The following is a 20,009-nucleotide window of genomic DNA, read 5'->3' on the forward strand; positions in this document are numbered from 1 at the left end:
CGACAACCTGTTCGATTTCTCGAACCAAAAACAAAACAGAGCCGGCAAACACCGACTCTGCTTTGTTTCTGCGCTCCCACGAGGAATCGAACCTCGATTGCAGGCTCCGCAAGCCTGAGTTCTATCCATTAAACTATGGGAGCGTATATTGCTAAGACTTATTATATTAACTGTTATACAAATGTCACCCATCTATATTAATTAAATCCCGACGATTTTGTCGGGACCCCGACCTCGCATCTGGGCTATGGGAGCGTTTATAACCCTCCTGTCTGTTGAACAATGGGAGGTTTGCAATACTGTATCAATTATCTTCTTAATTTACCATTTGATATCTCATTTTTCCTAACAATGACATGTTATAATTCTCTTTATGAAAAGTGCCATTGTACTTTCGCTGTTGAGTGGAATACTGCTTGGAATAAGTTTCAACTACCCATCCGTCTGGTTTATGAGTCTTTTTGCGCTTATTCCTTTCATACATTTTCTTTACACCACAACTTTTTCGCTTAAGAAAATATTTTTTGCTGGTTGGCTGTTTGGGTTTACATTTTTGGGGATAGTACTCGTTTGGCTGTGGCACACATTACCGCTTGACTTGCCGGGAACTGAGGACTCTCTATTTGGTGTTGCCTTAGTGTTATTTTCATGGGGATCGTCCGTCTTTACCATTTCTTTTTTTGTTGGGTTATTTGCAGTTGCATTTTACAAGCTTAAGCGTGGGACTATTTTTGACGTGTTACTTATAGCTTTTCTGTGGATATTTTTTGAATATTTTCGCATGTGGGGCTTTGCTCTTCTTACCATAAGCAGCGAGTCTTTGTTTGGCCCACATTTTTCAGTAGGGTTTTTGGGATACATTTTAGCCTCAAATCACAATATTTTGCAATTTGCTTTGCTTGGCGGAGTGTACACACTTGGTTTCATCGTGGTGCTCATAAATGCCTCCGTATACCACCTTTTTTTTGTGTCAAAACTCCAGCCACAAAGAAAACTAATAACTTTCTTTGTAGCATTCGTATTATTTGTTGTTTTTGCAACCCTGCCCTTCAATAATTTTTTCACAAAGGATGATATAAAAGCGCAAAAGACAATAAAAATTGCAGTACTCAATACATACTTCTCTTCAATTGCAGAATTTCCCAAGGAAGGAAAGGAAGAGCGCTTTAATGAGCGCAAGAATCTTATTGAATTAATCGGACGTAGCAACGAGGATTCAGATGTTATTATTCTTCCAGAGAACTCACATTTCATAGCAGATTTAATAAGTCGAGGGGAGCTAGAAGTTTTCTTTCACGATGTGTTTAATGGAAAGGAAAAACTAATTATTGATTCCGAATCAGTTCACGACAATGATAATAACAAGACATATTCACAACTTTACTATTACAATATAAAAAATAAAAAGCTAGAGATATATAAAAAGATTTTTTTGGCCCCGCAGGGAGAATACATACCAAATCTTATGCGCTTTATTCCAACTATTTTAGGGCGGAAAGATTTTATTGAAAAATTGGACACAATCCTAAAATACTCAAAAGGGGACAATCTAGTAAGTGGAAATTTCAATGATATTGAGATTGGAGCACTTTTCTGCTCCGAAATTCTTTCTCCAAGCTTGTATAAGGAATTAACAAACGTACACAGTGCAGATTTTCTTGTTAACCTCTCTTCACAGTTGTGGTTTCATGGTTCTCGTACGCTCTACAGACAAATTATTAATGTTGCAAAAGTTCGCGCTGTTGAAAATAATCGTTATTTTGTTCAAGCGAGCAATTTTGTCCCTTCATTTATTATTGATAACACCGGAAGAATTATTGCAGAGTCTGAATGGAACAAAAATTCCGTATTATATGCGGACATAATAATACCGTAGTGAAAAAAATTTTATTACACAATCTTTCCGTTAAATATACAGATCCTAAACCAGGTCTCTACAATTTTGATCAGCTGGGGCTTTTTTTTGCAGACACAGGTGATGTGGTTTTGACTAGAGAAAAAATATCGGATGCATACATTTCTTTTTTAGAAAATGCGGGTATAAATTTACAGAATATAAAATTTATCTCTTCTAGGGATAAATTAGACAACAAGCCAGACGCTATTTTCCTTGATGTACAAATAACCAAAAAACTAGCTTCCATAATAAAAAACGATACATTAAACTGGATTCTCGACAGCTTTGTTTTAACAGAATACGAAGCAGAATGGGCAAAAAAAATAGGACTTTATTTTGAAGGAAATCCTGACCATTATTATTCACTTGGTAGCAAAAGTACGTTTAGATCTTTGGCAAAAAAATACAATTTTTCTATTCCAAAAGGGTATGAAAAACAAGCAAGCATAATAGACGGAGCCATTTCAACTTCACTCCTTTTTTTACAAGGCTTTTCTGAGGTGGTAGTAAAACAAGATGAAGGTGTTGCTGGATTGGGGTCGCAGAGGATTACGAGAGACAAATTCCTTTCGCACATTACTAAATTTAATCATTTATTTACAAATTCTTCCACGATTGGTGTAACACCAACACACTCTACTAATTTTATAGTAGAAGTATGGTATGCGGATGTGACTTGTTCGCCAAGTATACAATTGCACATCTCTTCTGATGGAAAAGTTGAACTCTTGTCAACTCATATACAACTATTAAATAATAACAAAATGCGTTATATTGGCTGTTTATCAAATCATTGGCTAGATAAAGATCTACATTCAAAAGTAGAGACAGAGGGAATTGCGTTAGCTCGTATTTTTTCCAAAAAAAGATACAGAGGCCACCTTGCTTTCAATGCTATTTATCTTAAAGATAAGCGTCTAATGTGGACAGAGATTAACCCACGCCGGGTTATATCATCGTATCCTTTCCAAATAAGAAAAAGGTTGTATGGAGAGGATGCAAACAAAAAAAGATATATTTCAAAGCAAGTAATTAAATCAAAGTGGTGTGGCAAATCTATAGAATATATTTTAGATGTGTTATCATCCGTACTTTTTACCAGTCAAAAAATGAGTGGAATTGTGCCCTTTGATTACGGGCTCTTACACGCCATAGGACAGCTATCTTTAGTTGGATTTGGTACAGATGCGGATGAATTAAATGAAATATTTAAATATGTTGACTCCATCTAATCTTATTGCATATTCAGCCATACTAAATATTTTATGTGCTTTTGAAAAAACAGGAGTATTTATTGAGTTGAGGAAAAATAAACAAGGCATTTCTGCGCCAACGCTTGCCCAACAACTTTCTCTACAAATATCTGTACTGGAACCTCTTTGTGATTTCTTGGTAATAAATGCACCAGAAATACTCCGAAAAAAAAATGAAAATTATATTTTAGGAGATTTATTTGACACAATACCAATGCAAAATAATTTATTTTTTTCTCTTGCATACGAACCAGTACTTACCAATCTTACAGGATTACTTAATGGGGAGATGAGATATGGTAAGGATATTTTGAGGAAAGGCAAGTATTTGCGTCAATCAAGTGCTCTCTATAATAATATAGCGTGGGATGCAATTATAGATATTTTGCGGAAGATGGAAATTAATACTATTGTTGATCTGGGCTGTAGTGCTGGGGATTTTCTAACCCATGTTCACAATGCTTTTCCACGTATACATGGTATTGGTATAGAAATTGATAACGAAGTAGTGGAGTTAGCAAACAAAATACTTGCTGAAAAAAAGTTAAAGCACCACATATCTATAAAAAAAGGAGATATTACTCGTCCGCAAATCTGGAAAGATGATGTTATGAAACATAAGGAACCACAACACACAATGTTTATTGGTATTACTGTATGGCATGAATTTTTATACAAAGGGGAAGAATATCTTTGCAACATTTTATCTCAATACCGCTCCTATTTTCCTGGTAGTTTTTTTATTGTAGTGGAATATAATGGTATACCTCTGGAGGATTTTAAAAACCTTCCAGAGGAATTTAGGGAAAGTGCGTCAGTGTATCAGTTAGTCCACCCTCTCACTCTTCAGGGGTTGCCACAGCCACCACAAAGATGGCAGACTATTCTTAAAAAATCTGGAATTCACATACATAAGACAATTTCAGTAAATCCAAATTCAACCATATATATAGGAATATTATAGTTATGAACAAACAACGTTTTTTTGATACACAACCAGATGAATTGTTACATGTTGTTCCAGTTGATGAGCATATCTTTCAAAATGGTATAGCAAACCAATCTCCGTTCCACCCCCTCTCTATACCCACAAAGATTAGATTAGCTTTTGTTCGCACATGGCTTAAATACACAGAAAAACTGATTGGCTCGAAACTTTATGTACACAATGAATTACGGGAGTTATTTGCCATTGATTCTCGTGTGCGGTCTTTGCTACTATCGCTTATTGAAAAAAAAATAGTTGTGTCATGGGAACGTTCTCTGCTTTCACCTGACCTACCCAACATCATGCATTGTTTTTTGAGACTTAATTTCTATACAACACCCTCTGGGCGCAAACGAACGATTCAGGGCAACAGAGGTGAAGGTGTTGGAAATACCATAAACGAAGCACTTATTATCGCACTGGCCGAATCATTGGAACGACATTCGTTATGTACGTGGGAATCAAGTCAAATTATACGCGGTTCTTTTAATGAACTGAAAGATAAAGGGGCGGTACATCCTGACACACTTACTTTTTTTTCAGAACATCAGCTTGGTATGAGTTATTTTGCCCGCAACCTTGTTTCTGAAGATAAAAAAATGGGGTGGATGAAAGCCCAGTCATTAACAGAAAAAAAGCAAAGTCTCATACCTGCACAACTTGTAAATATACTTTATACGGAAGAATATCCAAACGAACCATATTTTTTACCATCATCTTCAAATGGTGCAGCTGCCGCAATTTCGTTTGATGAGGCGGTAGTTAGAGCCATATGCGAAGCCATTGAACGGGATGGACTCTTTATTTTCTGGCTTAATGGTATATCTCCACCCAAAATTGATTTAGACAGCATCTCTATTCCAAGTGTGCAAAAATATATAAAAATTATTAAGCAGTATAAATTGGACTTACATATTCTTGATATAACAACAGACCTTGGAATACCAGCATTTTGCGCAGTGCTCATAGATAGTCATGGTGATGTGGCAGTTTCCATAAGCGCTACTGCCGGATTTGATGTTCCAAGGATTCTTGAAAGACTTGTGCTGGAAATTTTGAAATATCCTCATGTGGGGAAATTGCCACGGACTGAAACTTTTCTCAAAAACCTACGAGATAAATATCCAAACATTGAGACTTTTGAAGAGCGCCGAACGATATGGTCTGATAAAAAAATGATTCCCAACATACAATTTTTCTTACAAGGAAAAACTAAAAAATTTTCAGATGTAACAACACTTTATGCTGATTTAAATACACAATCTAAATTAAAAATGCTTGTTAAGACATTTAAAGAAAAGAATCACAAATGTTATATTGTAGATATAACCTCCAGTGAAGCGCGTGATGCTGGTTTGGCAGTAGTAAAAGCTGTTATCCCAACCCTAATGCCTTTTTATTTTCGCGAAAGAGAAAAATGTCTTGGTGTAAAACGATTATACACCCTTCCTGTTGAAATGGGGTATTTAAAGCAACCGCTCAAAGAAGATAAACTTAATTCTACCCCTCATCCTTTTATATAATTATGAAAATTGATCCTTTACTCAACTATTTAGAAAAAAATAGAATCTCTATTTCACAAGAGGTGTATAAAGGAGACTCGCTTTTTAAAGAGTATACACGCTTTCCTCAAATCACACTTCCCAAACCACTACCACTGCCCATTTCTTTTCAAGATGTACTGTGTAAACGCAAATCAATACGGGAGTATTCAAAAAAACATTTGACTAGAGAACAAATCGGGACACTTCTTTTCTGGTCCGCTGGTTTATTTAAGAATGGGGATATTCAATATGTTTCTGATATTTCTGAACGCCCACATCCTTCTGGTGGGGCTAAATATCCACTAGAATTATATTTACTTATACTAAATGGAGAAGGGCTGGAGCGTGATGTATATCATTATAATATAAATAAACATACCCTTGAGCACTTATACACAGTAGATTTTGAAGCAATAACCAGCTGTTTTGAAGAAAATGATTTTTTTTCTTTACAGTCTGGAATGGTAATTCTTTTTTCTTTCATCAAAACCCGCAATATGGGAAAATACGGGGCTTTGTCATATAAATTGAGTTTTATGGAAGGAGGATGTATTGCACAGAATATATATCTTCTTTCTTCAGCATTAGAACTTGGGTGTTGTGGTATGGGTATGAGCACAGTCCCAAACTTTAATGAAGCACTACACCTAGATGGTATAAACGAGTCAATTTTTTATGGTTGCGCAGTTGGTAATGTAGAAAATGGTAATGAAAAAGGAAAATAAATATTTAGATTTTTCTAATAAAATTGTTCTGGTTACTGGGTCAACTCAAGGAATTGGAAACACTATAGCTCGTAGATTTGCGTCTTGTGGTGCAAAAATTATATTGAATGGACGCAATCAGGATAAGGTGGATGCCATAGAGAAAGAAATGAAACGGAACGGAATAAATTCCGTATTAGGTGTGTCTGCTGATGTTGGTAATCGTAAAGAAGTAGAAGATATGTTTGATAAAATTGACAACACATTTGGGAGTATAGACATTCTCATAAACAACGCAGCTTTAAGACCATTAACTTCTTTTGAATCTATTGATGATAAAGAGTGGAATGAAGTACTCCACACAAATCTAACAGGTGCTTTTATTGTTTCTCAAGTAGCAATAAAAAGAATGAAGAACAAGAAAAGCTGTTCAATTACCAACATTTCATCAATAGCGGCCCGTATACCTTCAAAATATTACTCTGGAGTTCATTACATTTCGTCTAAAGGAGGACTTATTTCTTTTACACGTGGTTTAGCCATGGAAATGGGCTCTACCCCTATTCGTGTAAATGCTATTGTGCCTGGCGTTATAGAAACAGGAGAGGAGAGGAAGTGGATATATAAACATGCAGCAGAATCCACATTCCTTAAAAGACCGGGAAACAAAGAAGAGGTAGCATCAGTGTGTCTTTTCCTTGCATCTGATTTAGCTTCGTATATAACAGGGGAAATAATTACTCTTGGAGGATATTAACTTGAAGTAAATAAGTATGTATTGCCATCAAACGCAAATTGTTTTACCATTAGTTACATATGGGAAAAACTCTTAAATTGTTTAATAAAATAAAATTACAAATCTGGGTTGTTTTTGTTGGTTTTATTGCAGTCAAGTTGAGTGGTATAGAAATGATAGCACCTCTTGTTGCCCTTTGTGCTGGTAGTGGTGGAGGTGGAGGTAATGGAGGTGGAGGTGATGGAGGTGGAGGTGATGTTGATCCTGGTGGAGGTGTTGGTTGTGGATGTGGAATGGCTTGTGCTTGTGGTGGCTGTGTTGGTAATGTTCCTTCCACTCCTTTTCTTTGCACATGGAATGGTAAAAAATTTGTATTTGAAAATGATTTTCTCTTTGGCAAGCCGTCAAATTATTTCCAAACAGTTGAAGAAGGGAGGATGGCATATGAAAACAGTTTTATTGAAGGAGATCTTTACAGAATAAAAAATAGTATACATTTAGAAAATAAACAACCAAGATTTCAAATAAAAGAGATTGAACCGGAGGAAAGTTTTATTGATTATCTGTCACTCTTTCATGTCCTATATCCAAAAGAAGGAGAGCTCATAGTTGATTCAAAGTTTAAGGATTTTTTCATATTTAAGAGAGAAGCCATAGAAAACGGCGAAGGAGTAGAATCCCAAACTATCACAAGTCACAATAGTAAAAATATTGCTCACAGAATGGGGAGCACCATTGATTCTTTGGAGAACACCAAAGGTATCAATGTGTATGAAATGGAAACCGGTGACACTATTCAAATAAAAGGGAATGTTAACACTGGATTAACAAAACCACTCTTTCTCCTTCTTGGATCTCATTATCGTGATTGGACTCTGGGTGAGATTTTTAATGTAGATCATAAAGACACACTAAAGGGTGAAATACTTAGTATGCTTTCATTTGGAGATAAGTCACCGAGCATGATTTTTCGCAATACAACCAGAGTTATGATGTTGGTGTTAATACTCAGCGTAGTTTGGTTTATGGGTGCTGTACAAAACCCCTCTAAGGTAACAGAAAACGAACCTCTTGATAGAGCAGATCATAAGAAGCTTGCAACAACTTTTGGTGTTAATGTAGCAAGTGCCGACACTCCTCCTCCTTCCAGGTCTCTCGTTATTGAGTATTACGACGGAGTAGTATTTAAAAAAATTGATATTGTTGAACCCAGATATTATCAACCAAGTGTTGATGCAATATCAATTCCAGAAGAAGCCATCTTAGATAATGGAGAAGTGACTATTAGAGTAAGCGCAACCAAAAAACACAATGTTACATCTGCTCTACTTATGTCTCCTAAAGAATTTTTACCATATAAGATAGAAAAACTAAGCGTTAGCAAAGCCTTCCACAACAGAGAGAAATCAGATTACGCTCATGTTTTGAATACAGACGGTTCAAAGCAATACTTACACACAATTCCAGCTGATGTGGTGGATATAGAATTTGAAACCCCCAACCTTAAAGAAGATCCGTCTATTCAAAAAGAGGCATATCTTGTTAAAGCAAAAGGGTTCTACGCCGCCGCATCTGAAGAAACTCAGCGTACTGCAGGGGATTGGGTTAACAAACTTGACCCAGAATCACACGAGTGGCTCAAAGAAACATATTCGTTGAAAGATTATAGCAAAGATGATAGAGAACCTGTTTTGTCATAGTCTTTCTATTGGGTAATATACGACACAATACACAAATACTATGGAACCAAACTCATCTGGGAATACAGAGAAACAAAACAATTTAGGAGAAGCAGGACAAGACTCGCACTCAAGTAAGAGAAGTCTGGTAGCTATCTCAATTTTAGCAATTATTTTTGCTGGGGTAGCTGTCTTTTGGTTCTTCTCTCAAGAGGAGAAGATAGAATCCTTTGTTGATTTAAAAGGTAAGGTATACCTCACACTTGCTCTGGCAAACGACAATGCCGCTGATTTATATGTACTTGATATTGAAAGTCGTAACATAAGCAAATTTCTCGATGATGGTTTTGTTAAATATACAAGCGAAATATCACCAAATGGAGATAAGATTGCTTATACAGCAGCTCCTATAGACAGGGAGTCAAAGTTCGCCTTTCCTCATACCGAATTTTTACAGGTTTATGTTAAGAATTTTGGTAATGGAATTGTCGGCAAACTAACAGATAGTCGCACTAACGCCAAAAGACTTCCAACATGGTCACCAGATGGTACACAAATAGCATTTACTGCGCAGTACCCAGATGCTTCTGAAGATGATTTTTCTATACCAAACGAGTGGGGAGTAGGGGTAGTTGATTTAAGTGGAAATATAGAGCGAATAGATTCAGGAACATCACCATTTTGGTCTCCTGATGGAAATAAACTACTCTTCTTAAAAAATGATGGCTTGTATACTTATAATTTCAATGACAAGGAAAGCATAAAAGTTTGGAGTGTAGTAGGTGGAGAAGCATCAACAAATATGAAATTTGATGTTTCAAAGGATGGGTTGCTACTTGCGTTAAGTGTTGCTAATAATAGAGGACTGGAACTTTATGAAATTATATCATGGGAGCCGTTTCAATTGACATTAAAACAGAAGATTGATATTGGAAACAATATGGCGTTTTGGCCGGTTTTTTCTCCTGACAATCGGTATCTTATTTTTCAGGAAGTGTCAGTAAGTGAAGAAAATGGAAAATTGATAAACCCAGTTCTTATTATTTATGATATTAAAACGTCTGAGCGTATGAAATTCGTAAGTATTGATGAGTATAATTTTGATATGGCTTTTATTACTGACTGGCGCTAAGGGGATGGAGAAGTATAAAATAGCTTTAAACTAGAATTTAAATAAATTTAGGGCTGCAACTTTTATGTTGCAGCCTTTTTTTAAGATTGTGAAGACTATTCAGTTCAACGATGTGATAGAATTTCCATCAGTTCTTTATTCGTTTGAACGAACCGTATGTTCTTCCTCCGTAAGTACCCTCGAGCTCATTGTCGACAAGGCGATAAGTAACAAGGATCCCGTTGCGGAGTTTAAAAGAAAGTTCATCTTCTTTTATTTTCCCCGAGAAACGACCATATGAACCTCTACGCAAATTCCACGGGGGATATACACCGGTGCTGTAAATCACCTTCGCTCTACCGTTGGCTTTCACCCGCGTTACAACGAGCGTGTGACAAAGACCTCCTCGTATGCCATCTTCCCACATACCAATCCATACACCAGAAAAGTTAGCCACCTCTTTTGGTACGTTCGAAGCCGGGGCTTTGATCTTGTATTTGGGAAGAGGTGATTCCCCAAGACAATCGTTTCCATCGCTACCGGCCAGTGCGACATTCGTACTTCCTGCCAGGAAAATGAAAATTGTAAACAGCGATGCAGCCACTTTCAAAACAGACATTTTGAGCTTGTACATAGGACTACTCCTTTCGTGTTGTTGACAAAGATATACCGTCAAAACTGTATACTACTTTAAATTATTTGTCAACACGTTGCTCAGAAACGGCTCAATTTTGCAAGCAACACACAAGTTGAAATATTTGATAGCATTTTTAATATATTCTATACTTACAACACTTTATTATCACTTAGTTTGGCAGATATATAAATATATAATTTTAACGTGAAAAGTAAGAACGCAAAAATAATATTTTCTGTTCTGGGAGTACTTTCTATTATATCGGTTGGTTTTTACTACTACAGAGCGGAAATCAGTTTATATGCTTGGAATAATTACCATATATTTCCTCAAATGGTGATGGCATTCAACGAAGATGCAACACTTGCTCTTGAGGTTGGAAATTATTATTTTAATGTATACAGTAACGGTGTATATGATTTGAAAAAAGCGGAATACCATTTTGAGAGAGCGCTTATGTTGGATTTATATGTAAAAGATGCATGGCATCAACTTGCAAGAATAGATTTTCTTGAGGGCAATTTTGATGGCGCCATTTTTAAAATAAATAAACAGATTGAATTACACAACGATGAACTTATGTCCTCATACTATATTCGTGGACTTATTCTTGGCTATATGGGGCGATATGATGAGGCAGAAGAAAATTTTCTGTTATTTTTAGAGTGGGATCCAAAAAATTGGGCAACACACACTGATTTAGCGTGGGTTTATTTTTCGGGTAGTGAATATCAAAAATCCGCTGATATAGCACGTGCGGGACTTTTCTACAGCCAAACCAACCCGTGGTTACTTAATATGCTTGGTGTGGCATTAATTAATACTGGAGAAATAGATGAAGCAAAAAAAATACTTGAATTTGCGCTTGAAAATGCAAATTTATTAACTGAAACTGATTGGCATAAAGCATATCCCGGCAATAATCCAAATATTGGCATACAAGGGCTTTCAGAGATGAAAGAAGCAATACAGTATAATATTACACTTACTGTGAGTAATTAGCTGTTAGTAACTAGTATCTTGTATTTTTAGAATAAAGTATAATGAATATACTGTGAATATTTTTAGAAAAGATATATCTAAAATAGGTTTTGGCATATTATTTCTTGCTATTGTTGTAATATTTGGTGGCGGTTTTTCTGATTCAGGAATTCAAAACACTTCAGTTGAAGTTGGTGTTGCAACACTGTCTCCTTTAGGTCAAGCTGGTGGATTCGCTATTCCAGCTTCGTGTCCTTCATATGTTCATGTTGTGGGTGAATGTAATCCCATAGCGCGCATCTCTCAAGATAAGGGTACGACTGAACCGGGAGAATCTTTTGTTGTTTCTTGGAGTTCAACAAGAGCTAGCTCTTGCAAGGTGCAGCACATTTTACCTGACGGAACATACGACTATTATGTAACTGTTACTGAATGGTATGATTATAAAGCAGGCGAGACTATTACATCTGAAGTAACAGAGGATTATTGGGCAACAGGCTTGAGTGGATCAAAAATCACCGTACCAACTGAACTTGGAACACATAGATATAAAAATACGTGCACCAACTCTCTGGGATCAAATACTGCCTCCATAAACCACACTGTAGCCTTACCTCCGCAATGCTCGGATGGTATAGACAATGATAGCGACGGCCTTACTGATTTGGCTGACCCTAGTTGTAGCGGATCATCTGATAACGATGAGTCAAATCCAGCACAGTGCTCAGATGGAATTGACAATGATGGCGACGGTTTTGTTGATTTGGCTGACCCAGGTTGTATTTCGTCTGGTGACAATAATGAGTTTAATATTTTCCCACAATGCTCAGATCGTATAGACAACGATGGGGACGGTCTCATTGATTTGGCTGACCCCGGATGTACTGATCCTAGCGATAATAACGAAACAGCTCCACCAGCGTCTCTGAGCTTAGAAGCAAGTCCTATTAATCTGATACGCTCCGGGACAGGAACCATAATCGTTTGGTCTGCAACAGATGTAATCAGCTGTACCATATCAGGTCCAAATGGGTTTAACTTCACCACTACAAGCGGGTCACAATCAACAGGCCCTCTCACCGAGCAGAGCACATACACACTCTCATGTGAAACAGACACTGGTCCCGTAAGTGTTGGAGTCACAGTAAATGTCCTGCCGGTATTTGAAGAGATTTAATTAGGATTTTTAAAAACCAAACAGCTCTAAAATTTTATGCGAGAGAGGTTCGTTGTGCTCCTTCTCTTCTAAATATTTGTTTATGTAGTCGTGAATCGCTTGGCAGTCCGCATCCGCGAGAGGGATGATAAGGTATGGCATAAAAACTTTCTTTGATTTTATAATCAGTTTTGGATCAATATTCTTGTATTCATCGCTTATCCAGAACGAATCAAGTGTTTTGTACGGATACAGCGTATCTCCTATGACCACACCTCTTTCATTGATTTTAAACTGAATTAAATCAGGATGCCGATTTGCAAACAATGCGAGTGTAAATGAACCTATAACGATAAGCACTCCAAAGAGAATATTGCTGAGCATAAATGCCGCTATAGTCCCTGCGAGCGCAACAATACCGAGCGCCCAAAACCAATCCACAGTTCTTTCTTTGTGTTCGTATTCAAATGCATTCCATTGTATCGGAGGTCTTTGCATGTTTGTTTTATCTATGAGACCTTGCACAAAGCGGAGGCGGGAGGATTCGAACCTCCGGTACCCTTTCGGATACTCTGGTTTTCAAGACCAGTGCATTCAACCACTCTGCCACGCCTCCAGTGTATTATGATATTGATTTTGCACTTTGTCGTCGTGCCACAAAAAAGATATAAATGATTTCAAGTATTGCAAATGTGTTCACCACAAGAATAATAATAAACCACCACTTGTGATTGAGTTGCGCTGCCCTCCACATAGCATATCCCTTCCAAGGAAGTATCCACAGTGCAATGAGAGCGAAAATCCATACATTCTGTTCAAAAAACAATTCCATTGTTGATAATGGTATCAAAAACAACAGTAATTGCAACGCATTTCCGTTCCTACTTTCTCAATGTTATTATATATAAATAGTGAGTAGTGAATAAAGCAGACAAAAACCCACAAATTAACAACAACAAACTACTAACTAATAACTACAAACTAAATAATGCGTTTTCTCGGAATAGATTATGGGACAAAAAAAGTTGGCATTGCGTTTTCAGACGAGAGCAATATATTTGCATTGCCAATATGTACGCTGCAAAACAATGCGTTACTTATAGAAAATATAAGAAATATTATTAAAGAAAAAAAAATTTCAGATATAGTAATAGGAGAATCAATTAACTTTAAAGGAAAAGACAATCCAATTATGAAAGATATTTATATATTCAGAGAAAAAATTGAGGAAGAAATAAAGTTGCCCGTACACTTTGAACCAGAACATATGACTTCCGAAGAAGCGCGACTGTTTCAAGTTGACAAAAAAAACATAGATGAATCTGCCGCAGCTCTTATATTGCAAGGTTATTTGGATAAGTTGCAAAATAAAGATAAGAAATGACATAGTAAAACAGTATGATATTTACATATCTTGATAATCTGAAAATCAAATGGAGAGACTGGTTTATCGATCATGCGTATGGCACTCATGCGAAAGCATGGCTTTTTCTTTTTTCGTTCAGCGAATCCATCTTTTTTATTTTTCCGCCTAGCATATTACTCATTGCAATTTTAATGATAGATGCAACACGGTGGGTCTACTACGCGTTACTCACCACCGTCGCTTCAGTCCTCGGAGCGATACTTGGATATATCATAGGAGCATTTTTCTTTGATCTACTCGGAGTGCGCATTATAGAATTCTACAACCTCTTCGAGCAAATGGAATATGTGCGTACGATGTTTGATAAAAACACGTTTGTGGTAATTTTCACTGCGGCATTTACCCCGATACCATTTAAAGTATTTGTACTCTCTGCCGGCTTTTTCAAAGTTAATTTTGCCGCATATCTTCTTGCGTCGATCTTAGGTAGAGGAGCCCGATACTTTTTGGTTGCATACCTTACCAAGAAGTTTGGTTCCAAAATGGCGCAAATCATCTTCAAGTATTTCAATATCATTACACTTGTTGTTGTACTCATTGCACTCTTGATATTGCTTGAATATCAAGAATTCATAAATCTGTTTCCATGGTAGTACACGCCAGAATAGTTTTCTAGTAGTGCACGACACGGTATACTAAAGACACATGGCAAAAAGGAACACATCATCACATAGTGGTAAAAGATCACTGTTTAGTTTTTTTCCGATACCGCGGTTCTTAACAATGCCTTTTGTGGGTATTGATATATCTGACAATTCAATAAAATTTGTAGAACTCAAACACACTGAAGACGGTAACGTATTAAGTAGGTTTGGTAGAGAGGTCGTCCCGGCAGGAGTTATAGAAAAGGGTAATATTCTGGAACCAGAAAAACTTGTACAGATACTGAAATCAATGAAACAGAAATATAAGCTCGATTTTGTCCGAGTGTCGCTTCCAGAAGAAAAAGTATACCTATTTCAAATGCAGGTTCCCGACACGGCGAATGAAAAAGAGATACGAGGAATTCTTGAATTTAAACTTGAGGAACATGTTCCCATATCGTCAAAAGAATCGATATTCGACTATGAGTTTATAGATGAGAGTGAAGATAAGGAAACAATAGGGGTGAGTGTAGCCGTGTATCCTAAAACAGTTATAGAACAATATGCTTATGCATTTCGCAAAGCGCACATTACCCCATTATCATTTGAGACAGAAGCACAGGCGGTTGAGCGTGCTGTTGTTCGAAATGGAGACCGCGGTACCTACATGATTATTGATTTTGGAAAAACGAGAACAGGGCTCTCAATTGTAAGTAACAGCATGCTTGCGCTTACTTCAACCATTGAAATAAATGGTCAATCTATTACTGATGTTATAGTAAAACATTTCTCGGTTTCGGAAGAAGAAGCAGATCGCATCAAGTCTGAAAATGGGCTTGTGAAAAACGAAGGCAGTAAAGAGTTTGCTACAGCTATGACCAAAGTGATTGATACATTAAATGATGAAATAAAAAAATATGTGGATTATTGGCATTCTCGTCCAAATACATCCGGAAAAAAAGTGGAAAAGATAGAGAAAATCATCCTTTGTGGTGGAAGTGCCAACATAGCAGGATTACCTGAATATATGTTAGGAGGTTTAAAAATACCAACGGAGATTGCCAACGTATGGATCAATGCATTCTCAATTGAAGATGTGGTACCTGAAATGAATCGTTTCCAATCTCTCGCATATGCCACTGCGATAGGACTTGCTTTGCGGCAATAGAGTAATATATCATGCGTAACTTACTTCCTATAAAGGACAAAAAACACATACGTCTAGAGTATCTTATCCGTCTTTTGTCTATTGCCATGTTTTTTGTATTTTTTACGGCACTACTCAGCAGTATTTTCTTACTTCCTTCATTTTTTATTTCACAAACAAAGGAAATAGCAATTCGTGACCAAGCCGAAGTGTCAAAAAGGGCACTTGCATTGCGGGAACAGAACACCTCAGACATATTACTCAACGAATCAAAAGAAAAGCTCAATTTGCTCTCGTCTGGGGTAAGTAGACCTCTTATACAGAATGCGATACGTACAATTATTGACGATTTGCCCAGCGGAGTTGTTCTCTACATAATTTCCTATTCAGAAATACCCGATGAGCATGGACGAATTTCCCTTATTGGTGTTGCTGATCGCAGAAGTGTACTGTTGTCATTTAAAAAGTTTCTTGAACAAGAAGCATTATTTTCAAGTGTAACACTGCCGGTTTCAAATTTGGCACAAGACAGTGATATAAACTTTTCAATTCAGTTAAATATGGAATTTTAAATTATTATGATATACAAACTGCATACTATTCAATTTCTCACTATTGCGACGGGATTAGCTGTTGTTTCCATTGTTGTGTATACACTGTTGTTTCTTGAAATCAAAGAAAAAAATAGAGAAGCATCATTAATAGCGAGCGAGCTTGATTTGGAAGCTAAGCGTGATAAGCGTTTGCGTTCAATACAAAATATTGTGAGAGATACGGAGCAGCAGCGAGAGCAACTCAATATATATTTTGTTAATGAAGATTCGGTCGTTACATTTATTGAAACCATCGAAGCACTTGGGGGCAAGAGTGGTGCCGAAGTAGAAATTGTCTCGGTTAACATAGAAGAGAGAAACACTGAAGAGGGCAATAGTGAATTTTTACGTTTAACTTTTTCAGCCACTGGCACATGGAACGAAGTGTTTTATTTATTTTCACTCGTTGAATTACTTCCGTACAAAATAGAAATCAAACGAGCTTCATTTGAATCTAGGAAGAGTGGAACAATTAAATCAAATGTATGGAATGGGTCGTTTAGCATAGCAGTTGCAAAAAGCGGTTAACATTTTGATAACATGGTTGAATTGAAAAATATAAAGCAAATTTTTAATAGGTGGAATATAAGTAAACTTACAGGTGGAGCAAATAGGAAAAGAGATTTGTTTAACACTGCGCGTGACTGGAAAATTATTTTCTCTGTGTTTGTTGTTACCGTTTTAATAAGTGCACTCTTTAGCATATATCTGTTTTTGCAAATCAGTCGAGGGGAAATTTTTATCGTGCATCGTAATAATGTGTCACTCGACACAATTAACCGAACACTCCTCAATGACACACTTTCTTTTTTTGAAAATAAAGAGCGGCGCTTTATTGAGATGAGTGAAAACAAACCTAGATTTATTGACCCGTCTCTTTGATGTTGATATTATCCAAGCATTAGTATCTCCCCGTGGCTCAATTGGATAGAGCGGCTCCCTTCTAAGGAGCAGGTTGCAGGTTCGAGTCCTGCCGGGGAGACAAATATGGTTTCCGCCAAAGGCGGACCCGCCTTTGGTGGGCGATTCCTGCCGTGGGTACAAACAATTGCAGGCCTGCCCTCCAAAATTTTGCAAAGCAAAACTTAGGAGGGTGAAAGTCCCGCTGGGGGAGACAGAAGTTTGATGTAAAGAAAGACGGTTTATGGGGAAAGTGGGACGCACAACGTTACGGACAGGACAACCCTATAATTACCGACAACACCGGAGGATATTCATTCCTTGCTCCTGAAGGTGATTATTATCTTGAGGTCGTACGAGACGGATACGAATTATTTACCGGAAAAGAATTCAAACTCACCGAAACAGAAGCGGTCAATGAAATCATAGAGCTCAACTACCTCGGCGAGGACATAGAGTTTTAGAAGTAAGAAATTTTGCGATATAATACCCACAACTTTTCAAGTCCGCTCGTAGACACAAAACCACCCGAGGAAAATACCCGGATGGTTTTGGTCTAGTGGGCGATGAGGGACTTGAACCCCCGACCTTCTCGGTGTAAACGAGCTGCTCTACCAACTGAGCTAATCGCCCCTGTTTGTTTTAAATATACTATATATGTTTTCAAAAATAGCTACCAGCTCGTTCACACCAAGATGTAAACGGAGAAACTATACCCCGCACAGTTTCTCCTCCACCAACTGAGCTAATCGCCCCTTAAAAAATATTAAGTAACTATAATCCTACGCTATCAGTAGGTATTTTTCAATCTTTACGTTTTTTTTTAACATCAATATAATGTGTGAAAAAACCCTTGAAAACAAAGGGTTTTTGCGTTAATATGACTCTCATATGTTTGATGTGAAGGAGATTGAGGCAAGAATCATAGGGAAGGTGCAGATGGTCATGTTCCGGGACTCGATACAGAGAAAGGCACGAGCGCTTGGAATAAAAGGTGAGGTAGAAAATATGGACGACCTGTCTGTTCGGATAGTGGCACAAGGTACCGAAGACTCACTTAATACTCTTATAGAACATCTACACAAAGGACCATTTCTTGCGCGAGTAATTAATGTTGATGTAGACTGGAGAGATCCCGAAGAGAAATTTAGTGAGTTTAAGATAATATATTAAAGATGGGTAAAGAACAAAAAAAGAATAAAGTTCCAAAATGTATCGGCGTGATTATGGACGGTAATCGCAGATGGGCGAAAGAAGAGGGAATAGCAATATTTAAAGGGTACAGTGCAGGATACGAGAAGCTAAAAGAATTTATCAAGTGGGCAAAAGAAGCAGGAGTTAGAAATCTTATATTTTTTGCATTTTCAACTGAAAATTGGAACAGATCAAAAAAAGAGGTGGCGTATCTTATGGATTTGTTTGAAAAAGCGCTTGTTGGTGAACTAGACGAAGTAAAAAAAGAAAATGTTCGTATGAAGTTTATCGGACAGAAAGAACGATTTTCCGATAAGTTTCAGGGTATGATGAAAAAAACTGAGGAAGACACCAAAAATAATACTGAAGGAACAATCGTCTTGGCACTTTCCTACTGTGGAAGATTAGACATACTCTCTGCGGTGAATTATGCGATCAATGCGGGAAATAAAAACATTACCGAAGAAGAATTCAGCAAAATGCTTTGGACGAAAGATATTCCTGACCCGGACATTATAATTCGCACCAGTGGTGAAAAAAGACTCTCTGGATTTCTACCATGGCAGGGTGTGTACAGCGAACTGTTTTTTATAGATACGTACTGGCCTGCATTTTCCAAAGAAGAATTTTTAAACATTCTTGAAGAGTATTCAAACAGAGAACGAAGGAGAGGAAAGTAATATTTAAATTATTCTCTTATTCGTACGAATAAGAGAATAGTTAGTCTGAAATTATGTCTGTAATAAATATTATTTATGAAGACGACGATGTGCTTGTTGTAAACAAACCTTCTGGTCTTGTGGTGCATTCGGATGGGAAAACAAAAGAAATCACGCTAAGCGACTGGGCTGTTTCACACTACCCACAGATAAAAGGAGTCGGTGAATCCCTAATACTCAGTGACGGCACTACAGTAGAGCGTCACGGCATTGTGCATCGATTAGACCGAGAGACTTCAGGTGTTATGGTGCTCGCTAAAAATCAGGAAGCATTTTTGTTTCTCAAAAATCAATTTGAAAAAAGAGAAATAAAGAAAATATACAATGCATTTGTATATGGAAAACTGAAAGAAAAGGAAGGAACAATAGACAAACCGATTGCAAGAAGCTCAAGCGATTTTCGCAAATGGTCTGCACAAGAGGGAATGCGGGGAAAAGAAAGAGAAGCAGTCACATCCTACACTGTTCTCGAAGATTGTGCGGACGCATCATTTGTTGAAATTACTCCCACGACAGGAAGGACTCACCAGATACGGGTACATTTCAAAGCAATAAATCACCCACTTGTATGTGACAGTCTTTATGCTCCCAAACGCAAATGTTTATTTGGTTTTGACAGACTTGCACTTCATGCTCGCATACTGACCACGTCTCTTCCTAAAGGAGGCACTGCAACACTTGAAGCAGAACTACCCAATGATTTTAAAACTGCGCTCACAGAACTCGCAAAGCTCAAACAGAGCATATAATTCTTGCGTGC

The 20,009-nt window shown here is 37.2% G+C and carries 22 protein-coding genes and 4 tRNA genes; 20 read left to right on the forward strand and 6 right to left on the reverse strand.

Annotation, left to right across the window (positions count from 1 at the left end):
• Positions 1-71 precede the first annotated feature (71 nt).
• Positions 72-143 (reverse strand) — tRNA-Arg (locus IIB50_00455).
• 230 nt (positions 144-373) lie between these two features.
• Between IIB50_00455 and lnt the strand changes: the two genes are divergently transcribed.
• The 8 genes from lnt to IIB50_00495 are packed head-to-tail and all read left to right on the forward strand — an operon-like array spanning position 374 to position 9,933.
• Positions 374-1,876: an apolipoprotein N-acyltransferase gene (gene lnt, locus IIB50_00460; protein MCH7529580.1), complete on the forward strand. Its 1,503-nt coding sequence runs from the start codon at positions 374-376 to the stop codon at positions 1,874-1,876.
• Entirely contained in the window at positions 1,876-3,129 is a 1,254-nt protein-coding gene (locus tag IIB50_00465) for a hypothetical protein (protein ID MCH7529581.1), read from the forward strand. The genes lnt and IIB50_00465 overlap by 1 nt, the downstream gene beginning before the upstream one ends.
• The gene (locus IIB50_00470; protein MCH7529582.1) at positions 3,098-4,114 is read left to right on the forward strand and encodes a methyltransferase domain-containing protein; all 1,017 of its coding nucleotides are present in this window, start codon (positions 3,098-3,100) and stop codon (positions 4,112-4,114) included. Before IIB50_00465 ends, IIB50_00470 begins: the two co-directional genes overlap by 32 nt.
• 2 nt (positions 4,115-4,116) lie before the next feature.
• Positions 4,117-5,661, forward strand: coding sequence for a YcaO-like family protein (locus IIB50_00475; GenBank protein ID MCH7529583.1), 1,545 nt, complete (start codon positions 4,117-4,119; stop codon positions 5,659-5,661).
• A gap of 2 nt (positions 5,662-5,663) precedes the next feature.
• Entirely contained in the window at positions 5,664-6,407 is a 744-nt protein-coding gene (locus IIB50_00480; protein ID MCH7529584.1) for a SagB/ThcOx family dehydrogenase, read from the forward strand.
• The gene (locus IIB50_00485; protein MCH7529585.1) at positions 6,391-7,143 is read left to right on the forward strand and encodes an SDR family oxidoreductase; all 753 of its coding nucleotides are present in this window, start codon (positions 6,391-6,393) and stop codon (positions 7,141-7,143) included. The genes IIB50_00480 and IIB50_00485 overlap by 17 nt, the downstream gene beginning before the upstream one ends.
• Before the next feature lie 59 nt (positions 7,144-7,202).
• Entirely contained in the window at positions 7,203-8,822 is a 1,620-nt protein-coding gene (locus tag IIB50_00490) for a hypothetical protein (protein MCH7529586.1), read from the forward strand.
• A 40-nt stretch (positions 8,823-8,862) separates the two neighbouring features.
• Positions 8,863-9,933 carry a PD40 domain-containing protein gene (locus tag IIB50_00495; GenBank protein MCH7529587.1) on the forward strand — a complete coding sequence of 357 codons (1,071 nt, stop codon included), beginning with the start codon at positions 8,863-8,865 and terminating at the stop codon, positions 9,931-9,933.
• Between the two features lie 127 nt (positions 9,934-10,060).
• Here the strand turns inward: IIB50_00495 and IIB50_00500 are convergent, their stop codons facing one another.
• Positions 10,061-10,531, reverse strand: a complete 471-nt coding sequence (locus IIB50_00500; GenBank protein ID MCH7529588.1) for a hypothetical protein — start codon at positions 10,529-10,531, stop codon at positions 10,061-10,063.
• Between the two features lie 222 nt (positions 10,532-10,753).
• Between IIB50_00500 and IIB50_00505 the strand changes: the two genes are divergently transcribed.
• Positions 10,754-11,551 carry a hypothetical protein gene (locus tag IIB50_00505; protein MCH7529589.1) on the forward strand — a complete coding sequence of 266 codons (798 nt, stop codon included), beginning with the start codon at positions 10,754-10,756 and terminating at the stop codon, positions 11,549-11,551.
• A gap of 52 nt (positions 11,552-11,603) precedes the next feature.
• A complete protein-coding gene (locus IIB50_00510; protein MCH7529590.1) occupies positions 11,604-12,707 on the forward strand; it encodes a hypothetical protein in 1,104 nt (367 codons plus the stop codon).
• Positions 12,708-12,716: 9 nt separating this feature from the next.
• On the opposite strand, the gene IIB50_00515 is transcribed toward IIB50_00510, so the two are convergent.
• The 3 genes from IIB50_00515 to IIB50_00525 all read right to left on the reverse strand — a co-directional run bounded on the left by IIB50_00515 (position 12,717) and on the right by IIB50_00525 (position 13,518).
• Positions 12,717-13,184 (reverse strand): hypothetical protein, encoded by a 468-nt coding sequence (locus tag IIB50_00515; protein ID MCH7529591.1) that lies wholly within the window; start codon positions 13,182-13,184, stop codon positions 12,717-12,719.
• A 31-nt stretch (positions 13,185-13,215) separates the two neighbouring features.
• Positions 13,216-13,302 (reverse strand) — tRNA-Ser (locus IIB50_00520).
• 6 nt (positions 13,303-13,308) lie between these two features.
• A complete protein-coding gene (locus IIB50_00525) occupies positions 13,309-13,518 on the reverse strand; it encodes a hypothetical protein (protein MCH7529592.1) in 210 nt (69 codons plus the stop codon).
• A 156-nt stretch (positions 13,519-13,674) separates the two neighbouring features.
• Here IIB50_00525 and ruvX point away from each other — a divergent pair, with 156 nt between their 5' ends.
• The 7 genes from ruvX (at position 13,675) to IIB50_00560 (ending at position 17,418) form a co-directional block, all read left to right on the forward strand.
• The gene (gene ruvX, locus IIB50_00530) at positions 13,675-14,070 is read left to right on the forward strand and encodes a Holliday junction resolvase RuvX (GenBank protein MCH7529593.1); all 396 of its coding nucleotides are present in this window, start codon (positions 13,675-13,677) and stop codon (positions 14,068-14,070) included.
• A gap of 14 nt (positions 14,071-14,084) precedes the next feature.
• Positions 14,085-14,705 (forward strand): DedA family protein, encoded by a 621-nt coding sequence (locus IIB50_00535; protein MCH7529594.1) that lies wholly within the window; start codon positions 14,085-14,087, stop codon positions 14,703-14,705.
• A 52-nt stretch (positions 14,706-14,757) separates the two neighbouring features.
• On the forward strand, positions 14,758-15,864 hold the full coding sequence (gene pilM / locus IIB50_00540; GenBank protein ID MCH7529595.1) for a type IV pilus assembly protein PilM: 1,107 nt from the start codon (positions 14,758-14,760) through the stop codon (positions 15,862-15,864).
• Between the two features lie 11 nt (positions 15,865-15,875).
• Complete coding sequence (locus tag IIB50_00545; protein MCH7529596.1) at positions 15,876-16,415, forward strand: hypothetical protein; 540 nt, start codon at positions 15,876-15,878, stop codon at positions 16,413-16,415.
• A 6-nt stretch (positions 16,416-16,421) separates the two neighbouring features.
• A complete protein-coding gene (locus IIB50_00550) occupies positions 16,422-16,964 on the forward strand; it encodes a hypothetical protein (protein MCH7529597.1) in 543 nt (180 codons plus the stop codon).
• A gap of 12 nt (positions 16,965-16,976) precedes the next feature.
• The gene (locus tag IIB50_00555; protein ID MCH7529598.1) at positions 16,977-17,318 is read left to right on the forward strand and encodes a hypothetical protein; all 342 of its coding nucleotides are present in this window, start codon (positions 16,977-16,979) and stop codon (positions 17,316-17,318) included.
• 26 nt (positions 17,319-17,344) lie between these two features.
• A tRNA-Arg gene (locus tag IIB50_00560) sits at positions 17,345-17,418 on the forward strand.
• A 478-nt stretch (positions 17,419-17,896) separates the two neighbouring features.
• Here the strand turns inward: IIB50_00560 and IIB50_00565 are convergent.
• Positions 17,897-17,969, reverse strand: a tRNA-Val gene (locus IIB50_00565).
• Between the two features lie 258 nt (positions 17,970-18,227).
• Between IIB50_00565 and IIB50_00570 the strand changes: the two genes are divergently transcribed.
• Genes IIB50_00570 through IIB50_00580 form a run of 3 tightly spaced genes read left to right on the forward strand, consistent with a single transcriptional unit; the run spans position 18,228 to position 19,998 of the window.
• Positions 18,228-18,509 (forward strand): acylphosphatase, encoded by a 282-nt coding sequence (locus IIB50_00570; GenBank protein MCH7529599.1) that lies wholly within the window; start codon positions 18,228-18,230, stop codon positions 18,507-18,509.
• A gap of 2 nt (positions 18,510-18,511) precedes the next feature.
• Positions 18,512-19,210, forward strand: a complete 699-nt coding sequence (gene uppS, locus IIB50_00575) for a di-trans,poly-cis-decaprenylcistransferase (protein ID MCH7529600.1) — start codon at positions 18,512-18,514, stop codon at positions 19,208-19,210.
• 53 nt (positions 19,211-19,263) lie between these two features.
• Positions 19,264-19,998: an RluA family pseudouridine synthase gene (locus tag IIB50_00580; protein ID MCH7529601.1), complete on the forward strand. Its 735-nt coding sequence runs from the start codon at positions 19,264-19,266 to the stop codon at positions 19,996-19,998.
• Positions 19,999-20,009 lie beyond the last annotated feature (11 nt).

The sequence above is a fragment of the Patescibacteria group bacterium genome, assembly GCA_022560785.1.
Lineage (GTDB): Bacteria > Patescibacteriota > Minisyncoccia > Phycocordibacterales > JADFSL01 > JADFSL01.